This is a genomic window from Bacillus sp. 1735sda2, assembly GCF_024159245.1.
Taxonomy (GTDB): Bacteria; Bacillota; Bacilli; order Bacillales; family Bacillaceae; genus Bacillus; species Bacillus pumilus_O.
The window spans coordinates 1,982,770-1,999,456 of the sequence record NZ_JAMYWZ010000001.1; the positions used below are offsets into that span (position 1 = coordinate 1,982,770).

At 43.9% G+C, this 16,687-nt stretch carries 14 protein-coding genes; 3 read left to right on the forward strand and 11 right to left on the reverse strand.

Annotated elements, in window-relative coordinates:
- The first annotated feature begins 30 nt into the window (after positions 1–30).
- Positions 31–1,749, forward strand: coding sequence for an assimilatory sulfite reductase (NADPH) hemoprotein subunit (gene cysI / locus NKR21_RS10245; protein WP_144456495.1), 1,719 nt, complete (start codon positions 31–33; stop codon positions 1,747–1,749).
- Positions 1,750–1,778: 29 nt separating this feature from the next.
- Here the strand turns inward: cysI and NKR21_RS10250 are convergent, their stop codons facing one another.
- The 10 genes from NKR21_RS10250 to NKR21_RS10295 all read right to left on the reverse strand — a co-directional run bounded on the left by NKR21_RS10250 (position 1,779) and on the right by NKR21_RS10295 (position 13,891).
- Entirely contained in the window at positions 1,779–3,713 is a 1,935-nt protein-coding gene (locus tag NKR21_RS10250; RefSeq protein ID WP_144456493.1) for an AMP-binding protein, read from the reverse strand.
- A gap of 14 nt (positions 3,714–3,727) precedes the next feature.
- A complete protein-coding gene (locus tag NKR21_RS10255) occupies positions 3,728–5,251 on the reverse strand; it encodes an acyl-CoA carboxylase subunit beta (protein WP_144456491.1) in 1,524 nt (507 codons plus the stop codon).
- A gap of 18 nt (positions 5,252–5,269) precedes the next feature.
- A complete protein-coding gene (locus NKR21_RS10260; protein ID WP_144456489.1) occupies positions 5,270–6,052 on the reverse strand; it encodes an enoyl-CoA hydratase in 783 nt (260 codons plus the stop codon).
- A 14-nt stretch (positions 6,053–6,066) separates the two neighbouring features.
- Positions 6,067–6,975: a hydroxymethylglutaryl-CoA lyase gene (locus NKR21_RS10265; protein ID WP_012010181.1), complete on the reverse strand. Its 909-nt coding sequence runs from the start codon at positions 6,973–6,975 to the stop codon at positions 6,067–6,069.
- 11 nt (positions 6,976–6,986) lie between these two features.
- Positions 6,987–7,202 carry an acetyl-CoA carboxylase biotin carboxyl carrier protein subunit gene (locus tag NKR21_RS10270; RefSeq protein ID WP_144456487.1) on the reverse strand — a complete coding sequence of 72 codons (216 nt, stop codon included), beginning with the start codon at positions 7,200–7,202 and terminating at the stop codon, positions 6,987–6,989.
- Entirely contained in the window at positions 7,199–8,548 is a 1,350-nt protein-coding gene (locus NKR21_RS10275) for an acetyl-CoA carboxylase biotin carboxylase subunit (protein ID WP_144456485.1), read from the reverse strand. Before NKR21_RS10275 ends, NKR21_RS10270 begins: the two co-directional genes overlap by 4 nt.
- Before the next feature lie 8 nt (positions 8,549–8,556).
- Entirely contained in the window at positions 8,557–10,194 is a 1,638-nt protein-coding gene (locus NKR21_RS10280; protein ID WP_144456483.1) for an AMP-binding protein, read from the reverse strand.
- 42 nt (positions 10,195–10,236) lie between these two features.
- Positions 10,237–11,379: an acyl-CoA dehydrogenase family protein gene (locus NKR21_RS10285; protein ID WP_012010185.1), complete on the reverse strand. Its 1,143-nt coding sequence runs from the start codon at positions 11,377–11,379 to the stop codon at positions 10,237–10,239.
- Positions 11,380–11,521: 142 nt separating this feature from the next.
- On the reverse strand, positions 11,522–13,060 hold the full coding sequence (locus NKR21_RS10290; RefSeq protein ID WP_144456481.1) for a glycoside hydrolase family 10-like protein: 1,539 nt from the start codon (positions 13,058–13,060) through the stop codon (positions 11,522–11,524).
- Between the two features lie 24 nt (positions 13,061–13,084).
- Positions 13,085–13,891: a tyrosine-protein phosphatase gene (locus NKR21_RS10295; protein ID WP_144456479.1), complete on the reverse strand. Its 807-nt coding sequence runs from the start codon at positions 13,889–13,891 to the stop codon at positions 13,085–13,087.
- A 122-nt stretch (positions 13,892–14,013) separates the two neighbouring features.
- Between NKR21_RS10295 and NKR21_RS10300 the strand changes: the two genes are divergently transcribed.
- On the forward strand, positions 14,014–14,778 hold the full coding sequence (locus NKR21_RS10300; protein ID WP_144456477.1) for a DeoR/GlpR family DNA-binding transcription regulator: 765 nt from the start codon (positions 14,014–14,016) through the stop codon (positions 14,776–14,778).
- 19 nt (positions 14,779–14,797) lie between these two features.
- Here NKR21_RS10300 and NKR21_RS10305 read toward each other — a convergent pair whose 3' ends face one another.
- Positions 14,798–15,376, reverse strand: coding sequence for a branched-chain amino acid aminotransferase (locus NKR21_RS10305; RefSeq protein ID WP_144456475.1), 579 nt, complete (start codon positions 15,374–15,376; stop codon positions 14,798–14,800).
- Between the two features lie 122 nt (positions 15,377–15,498).
- On the opposite strand from NKR21_RS10305, the gene NKR21_RS10310 reads away from it, so the two are divergent.
- Entirely contained in the window at positions 15,499–16,632 is a 1,134-nt protein-coding gene (locus NKR21_RS10310) for a CdaR family transcriptional regulator (RefSeq protein ID WP_041815604.1), read from the forward strand.
- Positions 16,633–16,687 lie beyond the last annotated feature (55 nt).

Below are 16,687 nucleotides of genomic sequence, written 5' to 3' on the forward strand. Positions count from 1 at the left end.
GATGCTTGAAAGAAAGGAGCTTTTACTTACATGGTGAAGACAGCATTAACAGCGCCGGAAGGACCTCCGAGCGACGTAGAAGAAATCAAAGAAAAAAGTGATTATTTACGGGGTACGTTAAAAGAAGTAATGCTTGATCCGATTTCAGCGGGAATTCCTGATGATGACAACCGCCTAATGAAGCATCACGGCAGCTATTTACAGGATGATCGGGACCTCAGAAATGAACGGCAGAAACAAAAACTTGAGCCAGCCTATCAATTTATGCTGCGCGTACGCCTGCCTGGTGGAATCGCCACTTCTAAGCAGTGGCTTGTGATGGATGAGCTTGCCCACAAATACGGGAACGGAACGTTAAAGCTGACTACTCGTGAAACCTTTCAGCTTCATGGTATTTTAAAATGGAATATGAAAAAAACCATTCAAGACATTCATTCTACTATGCTTGATACAATTGCTGCTTGCGGCGACGTGAACCGGAATGTCATGTGTACATCAAACCCCTATCAATCAGAAGTGCACCATGATGTATACGAGCTGGCGAAAAAATTAAGTGATGACTTGCTCCCGCAAACAAGAGCGTATCATGAAATTTGGCTTGATGAGGAGAAGGTTGCGGCAACGCCTGATACGGAAGTTGAACCGATGTATGGCCCGCTTTATTTACCAAGGAAATTCAAAATTGGTGTGGCGGTCCCTCCTGCTAACGATATTGATGTCTTTTCGCAGGATTTAGGCTTCATTGCGATCATCGAAAATGAACAATTGATCGGCTTTAATGTCGCCATTGGCGGCGGCATGGGTATGACTCATGGTGATACAGCGACCTATCCTCAGCTTGCAAAAGTGATTGGCTTTTGTACACCAGAACAGGTCGTAGAGATTGCAAAACAAGTGATTACCATTCAGCGTGACTACGGAAACCGTTCCGTGCGAAAAAATGCCCGCTTTAAATATACGGTGGACCGCCTTGGTCTTGAGAATGTAAAAGAAGAGCTGGAGCGCCGCCTCGGGTTTGCCCTTTTAGATGCAAGAGATTATCACTTTGATCATAACGGTGACCGCTATGGCTGGGTAAAAGGCATCAATGGCAGATGGCATTATACGATGTTTGTAGAAGGCGGACGCATCATAGATTATGATGATTATCCTCTAATGACAGGCATTCGCGAAATCGCAAAGATTCATTCAGGTGACTTCCGCTTAACAGCGAATCAAAATTTGATCATTGGAAATGTCACTTCTCATAAAAAGAAACAAATTGAGCAGCTTATACAGGAGTTCGATTTATCAGATGGTCAGCAGCACTCTGCACTCCGCCGTAGTTCAATGGCCTGTGTTGCTCTTCCGACATGCGGCTTAGCGATGGCAGAAGCAGAACGCTACCTCCCGCGCTTGATTGACAAAATTGAAGAGATTGTCGAAGAAAACGGCTTAAGTGATAAAGAAATCACGATTCGTATGACTGGTTGTCCTAATGGATGTGCCCGTCATGCGCTAGGTGAAATTGGCTTTATCGGGAAATCACCTGGCAAATACAACATGTATCTTGGCGCTGCGTTTGATGGTAGCAGATTAAGTAAGCTGTACCGTGAAAATGTTGGTGAGGAAGAGATTTTAAATGAGCTTGGCTCTCTTCTCCCTCGCTATGCAAAAGAGCGAGAAGAAAAAGAACATTTCGGTGATTTTGTTGTTCGAGCAGGGATTGTCAAAGAAACAACAGATGGCACGAACTTTCATGTGCAATAAAAAAAGACAGGACACTCTCCTGTCTTTTTCTATTGATTCTGTTTCCGGTTCAAATACTCACAAATACTTTCGTATACATGAGGATTGTCTAAAGAAGAAAGATCTGGTGAAAGTTGCTGTTCATAAGCTCCTTTTAATAAGCGCCGGACGATTTTTCCGTTTCTTGTTTTCGGTAAAGCTGAAATCAGATGAATGTCCTTTGGCGTGAGCGCTTTTCCCGCATATGAACCAACATGAGTTTTGAGTTCTTGAATCAATTTTGATTCGTCACAAGACTGCGGGCTGGTCACGATGAAGCACACGAGTGCCTCCCCTTTCACCTCATCCTTGACCCCAATCACTGCTGCCTCGTGTACTGCTGGATGCCCGACAAGAATGGATTCTATTTCTGCTGGACCGACACGTTTTCCTGCTGTATTAATGACATCATCTGATCTGCCAGTGATATGAAACGTGCCATCATCTGATTGCACCACCCAATCACCATGCGTCCACACCCCATCAAATCGTTTGAAATACGTATCTTCATAACGTTCAGGATCTTTCCAAAACCCGCATGTCATGCCGACCCAAGGCTTTTTCACAACGAGCTCTCCTACTTCATTTATGACGCTCTCACCTTCTTCATTATATACATCAGCTGCCATTCCTAAGATTGCCGCATTAAAGAGGACTGGCTTAATTGGGCGAAGCAACGTACTTCCTACAATTCCACCAGAGACTTCTGTTCCTCCTGAATAGTTTAGAATTGGAATATGCTTGTGACCAATTTTGTCAAAAAGCCATTGCCATGGTGCTTCATTCCACGGCTCACCTGTAGATATGATGGCTTTGACATGGGGTAGCTTTATACTTGCAAGATCTTGCTGCATCGCGGATCGAACAAACGTAGGTGAAAGCCCAAAGTGGGTGACCTTTTGCTCGTGAATAAATGACCAGAGGTGCTGTTCATCTGGATAATCGGGTGCGCCGTCATATAAAACAATCGAAGTTCCATTGATCAAGCCGCCAAAGACGAGAAATGGCCCCATCATCCAGCCCATGTCTGTGAGCCAAAACAAGCGGTCTCCTTTTGCAACGTCCATACAAAGGCCGGCATCAAAAGCTGCTTTTACAGGAAAGCCTGCGTGTGTATGGACAGCTCCTTTTGGCGTGCCCGTTGTTCCAGAAGTGTATAAGATCATGAGAGGCTCTTCATTTGAGAGATAGGTCGTTTCACATATCGGGTCTTCTGTTAATAAATCATTAAGCCTGATATCCCCTTCATATTCAGTTTCAGAGAAGGTGTGTACGATGACGGTTTTGACGGTTGAAGTTTTGTCTATCGCTTCTGCCGTACATTCTCGCATATTTATCTTCTTTCCGCGGCGCGTCATGCCTGAGCCTGTGACGACAATAGCTGCACCTGACGCACGAATACGCACGGCAAGAGGCTCACTTCCATAGCCGGAGAAGACGGGACTAAAGATAACACCAATTTTTGCAAAGGCTAGCATGACAGCGACCGTTTCAGGAAGCATCGGCATATAAATAACAGCCACATCTCCTTTTTGAAGCCCATTCTTCAAAAAGCCAGCAGCAAGGCGATTTACTTTTTCCTGAAGATCGAGAAACGTCCATCTCCTCTCTTCTCCCATCTCATTTTTCCAAATTACGGCTGGCTGATGCTGCGCTTCTTCGTTCTCTGCCCATTTGTCCACGGCCGTTTCGGTTATGTTGAGTTGACCGCCTTTATACCACTTCGGCCAAATGAATGAATCTTGACCTAATGCAGCTTCATATGGAACCTTCCACTTGATACCGACCGCCTTTTCAGCTTCTCTCCAAAACCAATCGGTACGCTCGATACTAGCTTTGTAGAATGCATCATAAGTAGAAAAACCAAGTGAGTGCATCCATTTGTAAAGACGTGTCTGTTTGATCATCTGCTCTTCCGGTTTCCATACTGGTTTCAGGTTCATCATGAGGATGTCCCCCTTTAGACCGGATAGACCGGATGTTTTCGTCTTGTAAATGTCATCTCTTTTGAGGAATAGGCATGGAATCGGTGACAAAGCTCATTTCGCAGATGGTCAAACGGGATGACGCCGTCGACAATCATTTCAGAGGCAAGCTCATATATATTCATATCTTCTTGATATTCCTTACGCTTCTCTTGGATAAATGCAGCTCTCTCTTCAGCAGGCAATTCGGCAATCTTATTTGCATAGACAGCATTTACAGCCGCTTCTGGTCCCATGACAGCAATTTGTGCCGATGGAAGAGCGAGACAGCAGTCTGGTTCAAACGCTGGTCCTGCCATTGCATATAAACCTGCACCGTAAGCTTTCCGCACAATGACCGATATTTTCGGAACGGTCGCCTCTGACATAGCGGAGATCATTTTCGCCCCATGTCTAATAATACCAGCTTGTTCCACTTTTGTTCCGATCATAAATCCCGGTATATCCGCAAGGAAAAGGAGCGGGATATGAAAGGCGTCACAAAGCTGAATAAACTTAGCGGCTTTATCAGCTGAGTCATGGAACAGCACCCCGCCTTTTACCCTCGGCTGGTTGGCAATCAGACCGACAGGCTGCCCATTCATTCGGCCAAAGCCTGTGATCAGCTCTGCGGCAAACAGTTTTTTGATTTCAAAAAAAGACCCTTCATCAATGAGTAAATCAATGAGCTGATACATATCGAAAGGGGTATTTTGCCCTTTAGGAATAAGTCCTTGGATGGTCATCTCAGATGCTTTAGGTGCTTTTGCGGCTGCCGGTTTTGGTTTTTCTGTATAGTTAGCAGGCATGTAAGTTAAATAGTCGCGAGCGATTTGAATGGCTTCTTCTTCTGTTTTGGCTAAAATATCACCACATCCTGATATGCTGCAATGCATGTTTGCGCCGCCCATTTCTTCAAGCGTTACTTTTTCTCCAATCACCATTTCAGCCATTCTCGGAGAGCCTAAATACATCGAGGCATTCCCTTCGACCATCACAACGATGTCACAAAAAGCAGGAATGTAAGCACCTCCTGCCGCAGAAGGGCCAAATAGTAAACAAACTTGCGGGATACGTCCAGACAGCTTTACTTGATTATAAAAAATACGTCCCGCTCCCCTTCTGCCTGGAAACATTGCAATTTGATCGGTGATTCTTGCACCCGCAGAGTCAACTAAATACAGCATCGGGCAGTTGAGTTTTTCCGCTGTTTCTTGAATTCTGATGATTTTTTCGACCGTTTTGACGCCCCACGATCCAGCTTTGACAGTAGAATCATTTGCCATTACGCATACGGTTTGCCCGTTCATCCGTCCCGTCCCTGTGACAACACCATCTGCTGGTAAATGCTCATCTTTACACTCGGCAAACATTGCATCCTCAATGAACGAATCCTGATCTAATAGCAACTGGAGCCGGTCGCGGACGAACAATTTTTCTTTTTCTTTGTTTTTTTGATGGTATCGCTCGGCCCCTCCTTTGACAATTCGCTGTTTTTTCAATTCAAATTCTTCGATCATGCCCATTCCCCTTTCTTGCTAGTTGCCCCTGTAATGAGGCGCTCGTTTTTCTTGAAAAGCTTGAAGGCCTTCCCTTCGATCTTCTGTATCAATGAGCCGTAAATAGGCTTCGTATTCCTTCATTAAACCTGTACGCAGATCGTGATCAAGGCTCATTTGAATCGCTCGTTTCGCTTCTTTTAAAGCAATTGGACCGTTTTTTGAAATTTGTTTTGCGAGAGAAATGGCGTCATTCATAAGGGAATCTGCTAATGAAAGGTGCTCAATCAGTCCAATTTGAATGGCTTCTTCAGCTTGTAATGAAGTACCTGTGAAAATGATCTCTTTTGCTTTACCGAGTCCGATGAGGCGCGGGAGACGCTGCGTTCCTCCTGCTCCTGGTATGATAGCTAGTCCAGTTTCTGGAAGGGCGAGTCTTGCTCCGGCTCGTGCAATGCGAATATCACAAGCCAGTGCGAGTTCAAGTCCTCCGCCGAGTGCGTGTCCATTTATGACGGCAATGACAGGTACAGGAAGGGATTCAATCTCCGTAAAGGTTTGCTGAATTGACAGAACTGCTTCTTTTGCTTCTTCCTCTGTCATTAATCGTCGCTCTTTTAAATCAGCACCTGCGCAAAAGACGTTAGAACCAGCTCCTTTCAAGAGCAGGCAGCGGATGCTTTCATCGTGTTTGATTTCTTGAATGAGCTGATTGATCTCCTCGAGCATCGCAGCAGAAAGGGCATTTGCTTGTTCTGGTCTGTTTAAGGTTATGATCCCAATCTGTTCATCTTGTATCGTAAAATTGACCAATGATGTCATGTCACATTCATCCTTTATGAAGTAGTATGAGAGTGAAAAGCACGTAAACAATGACTAGGCAGGGTGCGGTCTACTTTTGTTTCGATCCATTCTGCCGCTTTTATCAATGCTGGAAAATTGATATTGGTATCGATTCCTAATTTTTGAAGCATATGCACGACATCTTCTGTTGCGACATTTCCGCTAGAACCAGGCGCATATGGACAGCCACCTAGCCCACCGCTAGAGGCGTCAAATATGGTAATTCCGGCTTTTAATGCTGTATAAATATTGGCAAGCCCCATCCCTTTCGTATCGTGAAAATGAAGAGCGATTTTATCAGCCGGAAAGCGTTCAAGTAAAATGTCTAAGCGCCTTTCTACTTGAAGGGGGTGGGCTTCGCCAATGGTGTCACCGAGTGATATTTCATCAATGCCATAAGAAAGCAGCATTTCCGTTAACCGCAACACTTGATCCATCGGCACTTGATGTTCATAAGGGCAGCCAAACACGGTGGAAATATATGCGCGTGTGTGTTTTCCTGCTGCTTTTAAATCAGCTGTCATTTGTTTGATGACAGGAAGTGTTTCTTGGATGGATTGATTCATGTTCTTTTTGTTATGCGTTTCACTCGAAGAGATAAACATAGCGCCTGTATCAAGATTTGCTTCAAAAAAGTGAGCTAACCCTTTTTCGTTAGGTATAAGTGCAGCATAGGTGATGTCACCTTTTTTGTGTAAGGATTGGGCTAGTTCTTTGGCGTCTTTTAAAGCTGGGACCCATTTAGGATGAACAAATGAGGTGACTTCAATATAAGGAAGCCGGGCTGCTGTGAGTAGTTCAATCCACCTTTGTTTCTCGCTTGTGTCTAGCCAAGTGGATTCATTTTGCAAACCGTCCCGCGGGCCGACCTCCCTAATAAGTACACGCTTTGGTAATGCCATCTCTCTCCCCCCTATTCTGTCAGCTCTAGAAGAACCTCCCCTTCATCAACAAATTCTCCCTCTGCTTTATACACTTTGCTAATAAAACCCGCCTCTTCTGCTACTATAGGAATCTCCATTTTCATTGATTCCAAAATAGCGACTTCCTGCCCTTTTTGCACTTCATCGCCTTGTTTCACAAGAAGCTTCCATAAGTTTCCTGCCATTTGTATTGTGACTGTTTTCATGGACGGTTTCCCTCCCTTTTTTTCATAAGAAAATCGGTTGTGATGCTGCCATGTAAGAAAGCAAATGATCCAGCCATTTCTCTTAAAAGCGGTAAGTTGGATTTGATCCCTTCTATTTCATATGCTTGTAACGCTGCTTTTAATCGTTCTATTGCAAGTTTTCGTGTTTCACCATAAACGACCATCTTCGCAATCATTGGATCGTAATATGGGGTAATAACGCTTCCACTTGTCACACTTGATTCATGGCGTATATAGGGAGCTTCTGGCATAGATAGCCGAGTGATTGTTCCTGGTGACGGATAAAAGGTGACGGGATCCTCCGCATAGATTCTGACCTCGATGGCATGCCCGATTTGATGAATGTCCTCCTGATTAAAGGAAAGCGGCTCTGATGCTGCGATTTTCAGCTGCTCTTCAACAAGATCAATTCCTGTAATTTCTTCTGTGACAGGGTGTTCTACTTGTAATCTCGTGTTCATCTCAAGAAAGTAAAAGTGTTGGTTTTGATCGACTAAACATTCAATTGTCCCTGCATTTTCATAGCCGATGGCTTTGGCTGCTTTCACCGCCATTTGTCCCATCTCTTGTCTTACGGATTTATCGAGACAGGCAGCTGGTGCTTCTTCGATGATTTTCTGGTGTCTTCTTTGGAGTGAACAGTCGCGCTCAAATAAGTGAACCCCATGGCCGAATGAATCAAAAAGGACTTGAATTTCAATGTGACGCGCATCTTCAATGACCTTTTCCATATAAAGCGTCCCGTCGTTAAAAAAACTTTGCGCTCTTTTTTGATTTCCTTCAAAAGCTTTACGCAGCTCCTCATCATTTCGAACAAGCTGCATGCCGATACCTCCGCCTCCACTTGATGCCTTGAGCATGATCGGGTAACCGAGAGACTGCGCTTTACTGACTCCTTCTTCTGCGTCATAAAGAGGTGCTGAAACGCCAGGTACAATGGGGATTCCCGCTTGATCCATCTTTTTTCTTGCTTCAATTTTATTGCCCATGCACTGAATGACCTGGGCAGATGGACCAATAAAAGTGATTCCTTCGCTGCGGCATCGTTCAGCAAAGGCTGCATTTTCTGATAAAAGGCCATAGCCAGGATGGATGGCATCTGTATTTGTCTGCTTGGCAATCTCGATGATCACTTCCATGTTTAAATAGCTTTCAGATACTTTTGCGCCTCCAATGAGATAGGCGCTGTCTGCTTCTTGCACATGAAGCGCATGCTGATCTGCCTCTGAATAAACAGCCACGGTGTTGATCGCTAGCCTTTTACAAGTCCGAATGATTCGACGAGCAATTTCGCCTCGATTGGCAATCAGTACTTTTTTGAACATCGCTGCCCTCACTCCTTTATTAGATCAAGCGCCTGTTTTTTCAGACGAAATTTTTGAATCTTCCCTGAGGCGGTCATTGGATACTCATCTGTGATGAAAAAATATTTCGGAATTTTGTAGCGTGCCATTTGTGATTGACAGTAGCTTGTTAATGTCTCAATCGTCACAGTGTGACCTTGTTTGAGCCGAATGAATGCGGCGGCTTCTTCTCCGTAAGTCTCGTCAGGAATACCGACGACCTGTGCATCAAGAATGGCTGGATGCGTGTAAAGAACGTCTTCAATCTCTTTTGGGTAAACATTTTCTCCGCCTCTAATAATCATATCTTTCAGCCGTCCGGTGATTTTCACATAGCCATCCTCATCCATCTCCGCTAAATCTCCTGTATGCAGCCACCCGTCCTCATCAATGACTTCATTTGTGGCTTCTTCATTTTTATAGTAGCCTTTCATCACGTGATAGCCTCTCGTACATAGCTCGCCTTGTTCTCCTCTTGGTACTTCATCTTGGGTACCTGGCGAGGTGATTTTCACTTCGATGCGAGGAAGCGCCCGGCCGACTGTTTGAACCCGCCTTTCAAATGAATCATCCGTTCTTGTTTGGGTAATGACAGGAGAGCTTTCTGTCTGGCCGTAAGCAATCGTGAGCTCCTTCAGACCCATTTGTTCAATGACGGCTTTCATCACATGGGATGGACAGAGAGATCCTGCCATAATGCCAGTGCGTAATGTGGACAGATTGTACTTGTGAAAATTCGGGTGATCTAGCTCTGCGATGAACATTGTCGGGACGCCGTGAAGAACTGTGCACTTCTCTTTTTCCACTGTTTGAAGGACGCGCTCTGGGTGGAAAGATTCAATTGGAATGATCGTGCCACCTTTTGTGAGACAAGCCAGTACACCAAGAACAGACCCAAAGCAATGAAAAAACGGCACAGGGATACACATGCGGTCATCACGTGTGAGCTTCATGCAATCTCCGATTTGACTAGCATTGCAGACGATGTTTGTATGGCTGAGCATGACACCTTTTGGGTAGCCGGTGGTCCCTGACGTATACTGCATGTTAATGACGTCATCAGGCGTCAGCTCCTCCATTCGTTTCTCCCATTCATCATTCTCCGTTCTTTTGGCAGCAGCTTGAATACTGTCCCAGCTCCGCATACCCTTTGGCGTGTGCTCACCAATATAGACGACACTTTTTAAATATGGAAAAGCTGTTGAAGTGATGTCGTCTTGGTGAGCTGTTTGAAGCTCTGGAATGAGGTCTTCAAGCATCCTGACATATGATGTCTCTTTAAACCCGTCAACGATAAACAGCATGCTGCTATCAGAGTGCTTTAGTAAGTATGCGAGTTCTTGTGATTGAAAGTTCGTATTCACGGTGACAAGAACAGCTCCAATAGAAGCGCAGGCGAATTGCAGTATGAGCCATTCAGGTACATTAGGTGCCATGATGGCAATGTGGTCGCCTTTTTGAACACCTAATGCCATAAGACCTTTCCCTGTTTCCTTGACCTCTCTAAAAAACGCTTCGTATGAATAACGTAATGAACGTTCTGGATACACAATGGCTTCATGTGCTGGGTGCTGCTCCTTTTTCTCTTTTAGTAGGGAGCCGATCGTTTGCGGATGAATCGACATCATGATTTTCCTCCTTCATCGATGGTAAGCGTTTACATTATAGAATTAAGCTAACAATTGTCTTGCAATGACTAAACGCTGAATTTCAGAGGTGCCTTCTCCAATTTCCATGAGCTTGGCATCTCTCACAAGCCGCTCTACCCCGCACTCTTTCATATAGCCTGTTCCTCCGTGAATTTGGACAGCATCGAGGCTTGCTTTTGTCGCCATTTCTGAAGCGAAAAGTTTTGCGTAGGCAGCTTCTTTAGTAAATGGCTTGCCATGATCTTTCAGCCAGGCCGCTTTCCACACCATTTGTCTAGCGAGTTCTATTTGCATCGCCATATCCGCCAGCTTAAACTGAATGGCTTGGAAGGAAGAAAGGGTCTGCCCAAATTGCTTTCTTTCCTTTGCATAAGAGAGAGAAGCATCTAGTGCAGCTTGCGCGATTCCAACAGATAAGGCAGCAATCGAAATTCGCCCACCGTCTAACGTGTATAAAAATTGCTTGAAGCCTTTGTTTGGATCTCCTAATATATGATGTGCTGGTACACGTACGTTATCTAAAATGATTTCAGCCGTATCTGAACCGCGCACCCCCATTTTGTCGTATGGATTTGTAATGGTTAGCCCTTTTTGCCCTTTTTCTACAATGAAGGCGGAGATGATCGGGCGGCCGTGCTCATCGTGATCCGATACAGCGGTAACGATAATGGTTCTGGCAAAATTGGCGTTTGTGATCCAGCATTTCTCCCCGCTGATCACATATTCTTGTCCGTCTTTGACCGCTTTTGTTTTTGTTCCTTTAGCATCTGATCCTGCATTTGGCTCCGTTAATCCGAAGGAACCGAGTGCTGTTCCAGATGCCAGCGGAACGAGGTGGTCCATTTTTTGTTCCTCTGTACCGAAGTAATAAAGGGGGCTTGCACCTAAGGAAACGGCTGCGGCATAGCTAAGACCTGTACTCGCACACTGTTTTCCGATTTCTTCTACAGCGAGTGCATATGAGATTGTATCTCCCCCTGATCCTCCGTATTTCTCTGGAAATGGAATACCCATCAAGCCGAGCTCCCCCATTTTTTGAAAAGTTTGGGCTGGGAATACAGCTTGTTCATCAATGGTTTGAGCGAGTGGTGCAATTTCTGCTTTAGCAAATTCTTTGACCATCTGGCGGATCATTTGTTGTTCTTTCGTTAATTCAAAATCCATCTTTTTTCCCCCTTTGGCTCTTTTCTATCATATTTATTAATCAAGTGGCTGCTTCATGCCAAGCTTGGGTGAATTCAGAAAATTAAAACAAAAATAATAGAAAAAAGCATGAACGAAGGAAATCCTCATTCATGCTTTCTCATTATCTCACTCTTTTTGTAGAAGGCTTGCTTTCGTGATGAAGACGATTGAGAGCCGTTACTTTGTAAGTATCGCTCTTATTCTGGTGAACTGAAAGATCTTTGACAGATGTTAGCGTACCGGTTTCTTTTTTAACAGTTTGAAGCAATTCGTATGTTCCTTTTGTCGTCAATCGATAGACCGCATAATAGGATGCGGTAGACCTCGGATCATTTTTGATCTGTAAAGCCGTACCGTCTGCTGTTTTTTTAATAGATTGAATGATTGGTTTTTTTGGCGCTTTCAGATGAAGCCAAGGCATTTCTGGAATGAGAGCCGGCTTCCGGTAGGCGTCTTCTATCAATCGGTTTTTGACATTCAAAGGGTTGCGATTGATATCTTTTAGGCTAAAGTGCATGCTTCCCTGAACGAGAGGTGACTGCCTGTTCAGCTGGATCTGCCGAAAGTATTCTTCAGGATCAGACCAAGCAGGATCACTGTTTTGATTGATTTTATAGGTCGCCTGACCAATGTACAGATGAACAGGCTCTCCCTTCACTTCATTTGACCACCATTTCGTGAGCACGTCATAGGCGGCTGCCTGAAAACCGATGCTCCAGTAGATTTGCGGGGTGACATAATCGATATCGTGCTGCTGAATCCACTCTCTTGTATCAGCATACAAATCATCGTAATTGGTCATCCCTGCTGTCGTATTTGAACCAGTCGGGTCATCCTTTATATTGCGCCAGACGCCAAATGGGCTAATGCCAAATTTCACATACGGCTTTACTTTCTTCACGGTGTCGTTGATTTGCTTGACCAATTGGTTCACATTATCTCTTCGCCAATCTTCTATATGTGTGAATGCCTTTTTTCCATATGTTTCATACGTTTTTTGATCTGGGAACGGCACACCGGCTATTTTATTCGGATAAAAATAATCATCCATATGCACTGCATCAACATCGTAGTTTTTCACGACTTCTGCTATACCGCCGACAATAAATTCTTGTGCTTTAGGAATACCAGGATTGTAATAAAGCTGATTTCCGTACGCTATGGTCCAATCAGGATGTTTTTTTGCCGGGTGATCGGCTGATAAACGGCTCAGGTCTGTATGATTCATTGTGATGCGATACGGGTTAAACCAAGCGTGAAATTCGAGACCGCGTTTATGAGCTTCTTCAATCATGAAATCAAGCGGATCATACCCGGGGTCTTTCCCTTGCGTGCCGGTCAAATATTCGGACCACGGCCCATATTCAGAAGGATAAAAGGCATCTGCTGTCGGCTTAATTTGCATGATCACAGCATTCATATTCATCGCTTTGATCTCATCTAACAAATGAATATACTCTTCTTTCTGCTCTTTGACAGGCAGTCCTTTCTTTGAAGGCCAATCTAAGTTATAAACCGATGCGATCCATACCGCGCGCATCTCTCTTGTGCTTTCAAGTTTTCCTTTTGGCATTGGACGAGCTAGACTGCTAGATGGAATCAATAAGAAGACAAACATCAAAATTAGTGTTAGACACGTCATACTGATCTTTTTCACCATTTTTTGCATCACCTCATCATCAGTTTATTCCGCTTTTTGAGATCGAATGCCAGCAGATGGTGTCAGCAGGATGTTTTTCATTTCCTTTAGCTGGGCTTCAGGTATGTCGCAAGCCTCAATTAAATACCTTTCTGCACTCCCATATGTCTCCATCATTTCGTTTAGCACATCTTCCAGATAATCCTGCTGCACGCCGAGAAGCGGCTGAATTTGCTGTTTTGACACCCGGTATAAACTCATCATGCGGACAAATCGCTGCTGCCTTCTGACAAGCATTTTCACCCCTTCATTAGAGCGCATGTATTCACTTAAAACGACAGATACCGGTACACCTGCTACTAATTGAATGAGGGCAGATAAAAAGCCTGTCCGGTCCTTACCGCTTGTGCAGTGAAGCATCAGCGGGTAATTGCTTTTATCTGAAAGCAGTTTAAACAGCTGCTGAATTTCTTCTTTACGCTCTGTGAGCATGCTTTGATATAAATCTTTCATAATCGGTGTGAAAGTGAAAGATTTCCCTTCTGCTACTAGCATACGGAACATGACCCATTTACTGGGCATCTTACTGTCAGGATGCATGGGAATATGGACGATTTTGTCATGTTCTTTGATTTTTGGCGGATGTGATTTTCGTTCTGAGGCTGTACGGAGATCACAAACGGTTTGAACACCAAGGGTTGAAAACGTTTCGATATCTTGTTTTGTCAGATGGGATAAGTCTGCGGATCGATAAATCATCCCCTCTCTGATCACCATTTCATCTGTTGTCTGAAGTCCGCCTACTTCTCTAAAATTCGCAAGCTTCGAAAATGGGTTGTTTGATTGATTCATAGAAGTGAAATTCCTTTCCGTTACGTCCTTTTCTCTATCATACGCTTTTATCGAGATGGGGAAAAGAGAAGCCATTTGGTATAATGGAAAAAGCACATTCGGTTGGATTGGAGATATGTAGCATGATCAAAACAAAACGGATTCAGCAAATCAAAGAGTATGTGTTTGACCGAGAATCTGCCTCATTAGATGAGCTTGTGGCGCATTTTGGCGTTTCAAAAAACACGATACGCCGAGATGTACAAGCATTGGTGGAGTCCGGCGTGTTCAAAAAAGTATATGGCGGAGTGGCTGTGAATCATTCAACGTTAGTGGTCTATCAGGAGCGAAAGACTCGTCAGCTCAGTAAAAAGCAATTGATTGGTCAAACAGCAGCTGCTTTTGTGGAGAATGGGGATATGATATTTGTAGATTCTGGTACGACAACACTTGAGATGCTCCCCTATTTGACTGACAAACAGGTGACAGTTGTGACCAATAATGTAGATTTCATCACACAGGCAATGCCTTATGAAAATATGACGATCTTTTCTACCGGCGGGATGCTTGAGAGAAAAACGAATTCTTTCGTTGGCTATCAAAGTGTAGAGCGTTTGAAAGCTTACAATGTCAATAAAGCCTTTATCGCATCAACTGGTTTATCGATTGGCCACGGAGTCACGAATTCATCCCCTCTTGAAACGGATATTAAAAAGACAGTGGTTGAAAAAAGTGGCAAAACGTTTTTATTAGTGGATGATAGTAAATTTAATCATTACGCTTTGACCACATTTTGTCATTTGCAAGATCTTGATGTCGTCGTGACGAATAAGCAGCCAAGTGATGACTATCTTCAATATGGAAAAGAGCATGATGTACAGTTTGCCACGCCTTTATCAAATGAGTAGACGTAACAAAAACAACGGCTCAGGTAGTTGAGCCGTTGTTTGATTCATTCATTTCAAGCTGGATGATCAGACGGAATAAAAAGCGGTACACGACTGAGACGACTTCAATGAAAGGCATCTCTTCATGGATGTCCTCAAGCTCAAGAAGCTGTAAATTCACATCAAATAAGCCATCTTGTCCATTAAATTGAAGCTGTGCACCATTTAATGGAGCCAGCATGTCCTTTAGAATGCCCGTGTCTTTTTTAGGACGTTTGAAACCGAATAACACCGTATACGTTTGAAATACTTCATCCCATTCAATGGCTAACCCATCGACTCTTACCACATCAAACCACTTTGATTCGATATAAATGAATTCTTTTTGATGTTGTTTTACATATGTAAGTGGTGTGTTGAGAAATGAGGTGCCTTCTGATTGAATCATGTCCTCAGTTTCTTTGTCTACACGCTCTATATATACATCGCTAAAGCGTGCCTCTTCCTTTATTCTTGCACCTTCTAAATGCCAATTGCGGCGCTCCGCTTCGTCATATTCAAAGTCTGTCAGCGCTTGTCCTTCTTTCAATAAATCTTGTAAGCGATTTTGTAGCGACATAGCGATGTCTCCTTTCTTCTTCATGTGCGTGTCTTATTTTAGCATAACTCATGAAAAGAAAGATATCACTCCGCATATGATGGTATGATAGTGTCAAAAGATACATCTCGGAGGGGTACGTTTTGCTCACAATGACACTGGCAGAAAAAATTGTAGACGAGGTCAAAAAGGTGCTGACTGAGGAAATCATCATAGCACAAACAAACGGCACCATCATAGCGGCAACAGATCCAGCGCGCATTGGTCAATTTCATGAAGGGGCATATTTGACATCTTTTGAAGGACAAAAACGAATCCTCACAAAGGATGATGAGCAGCGAATGAAAGGGGTCAAAGCTGGTATCAATCTGCCTATTTATTTTAAGCAAGAGGTCATTGGTGTGATTGGGATGACAGGAAATCCTATCCATGTCTCTCCATTTGGCGAAATATTACGAAAAATGACTGAATTGCTCATTCAAGAACATGAATTTTTTCTTGAAACGGAAACCGATGAACGGCAGCTTGAAGCGTTCGTGTTCGATTGGCTTCACTTGCCAGAGACAGCCATCGATCTCACTGAAAAAGCAGCGCGGCTACAGCTTGATGTTAATATGCAGCGTGTAGTCGTCCTTATTGATTGTCATGATGAATCGTTTATGAAGCAGGATCAATATAAAAAAGTGAAGGAAATGCTGCATCTCACTCATCAGGAAATGATCGTCCGCTGGGGGCATGCCCGCTTTTTGCTCATGCTGCAAACCTCAGCAAATGATCGTGATACTTTGCAGCAGCGTCTTTTTCATATCCATGCTGCGCTCACTGCACGTTCCACGTCAAAAGTTTTGATAGGTGCGGGAAAACCTGCAGCTGGACAAATGATGAAGCAGTCATTTCATCAAGCCTTTCGTGCTTTGAAAATGGCGAATGCGGATACACCGATTGTATTTGATGAAGATTTAACACTTGAGCTTTTTATAGAAGAAGTGAGTCAGGAAACTAAAGAAGTGTTCCTTGATCGAACAATTGTCCCACTTCTCCCCTACCCTGAGCTAGTAAAAACATTGCGTGTACTCATGACGTCGGATTGCTCATTGAAATATACCGCGGAAGCGATGCACGTACATATCAATACACTGCATTACAGGCTAAAACGTATCCAAGATTTAACGACACTTGATCCAAAACGCATGCAAGATGCGATGCTCTTTTATTTAGCCTTGATGCTATTAGATCATCATCCAAATAATCGGAGCAAGCAGCCTGATATTTTGTAGAATCGTCCATAGGCATGAGGCGGTTCTTTTTTTATACTGAAAGAAACGGTATGTC

Excerpts from the sequence above, each read along its gene's own strand:
- NKR21_RS10290 (WP_144456481.1), bottom strand. The coding sequence starts at position 13,060 with ATGGTGAAAAAGATCAGTATGACGTGTCTAACACTAATTTTGATGTTT.
- NKR21_RS10255 (WP_144456491.1), bottom strand. The coding sequence starts at position 5,251 with ATGATCGAAGAATTTGAATTGAAAAAACAGCGAATTGTCAAAGGAGGG.
- NKR21_RS10270 (WP_144456487.1), bottom strand. The coding sequence starts at position 7,202 with ATGAAAACAGTCACAATACAAATGGCAGGAAACTTATGGAAGCTTCTT.
- NKR21_RS10250 (WP_144456493.1), bottom strand. The coding sequence starts at position 3,713 with ATGATGAACCTGAAACCAGTATGGAAACCGGAAGAGCAGATGATCAAA.
- NKR21_RS10260 (WP_144456489.1), bottom strand. The coding sequence starts at position 6,052 with ATGACATCATTGGTCAATTTTACGATACAAGATGAACAGATTGGGATC.
- NKR21_RS10305 (WP_144456475.1), bottom strand. The coding sequence starts at position 15,376 with ATGTCGCTACAAAATCGCTTACAAGATTTATTGAAAGAAGGACAAGCG.
- NKR21_RS10285 (WP_012010185.1), bottom strand. The coding sequence starts at position 11,379 with ATGGATTTTGAATTAACGAAAGAACAACAAATGATCCGCCAGATGGTC.
- NKR21_RS10295 (WP_144456479.1), bottom strand. The coding sequence starts at position 13,891 with ATGAATCAATCAAACAACCCATTTTCGAAGCTTGCGAATTTTAGAGAA.
- NKR21_RS10280 (WP_144456483.1), bottom strand. The coding sequence starts at position 10,194 with ATGATGTCGATTCATCCGCAAACGATCGGCTCCCTACTAAAAGAGAAA.
- NKR21_RS10265 (WP_012010181.1), bottom strand. The coding sequence starts at position 6,975 with ATGGCATTACCAAAGCGTGTACTTATTAGGGAGGTCGGCCCGCGGGAC.
- cysI (WP_144456495.1), top strand. The coding sequence starts at position 31 with ATGGTGAAGACAGCATTAACAGCGCCGGAAGGACCTCCGAGCGACGTA.
- NKR21_RS10300 (WP_144456477.1), top strand. The coding sequence starts at position 14,014 with ATGATCAAAACAAAACGGATTCAGCAAATCAAAGAGTATGTGTTTGAC.
- NKR21_RS10275 (WP_144456485.1), bottom strand. The coding sequence starts at position 8,548 with ATGTTCAAAAAAGTACTGATTGCCAATCGAGGCGAAATTGCTCGTCGA.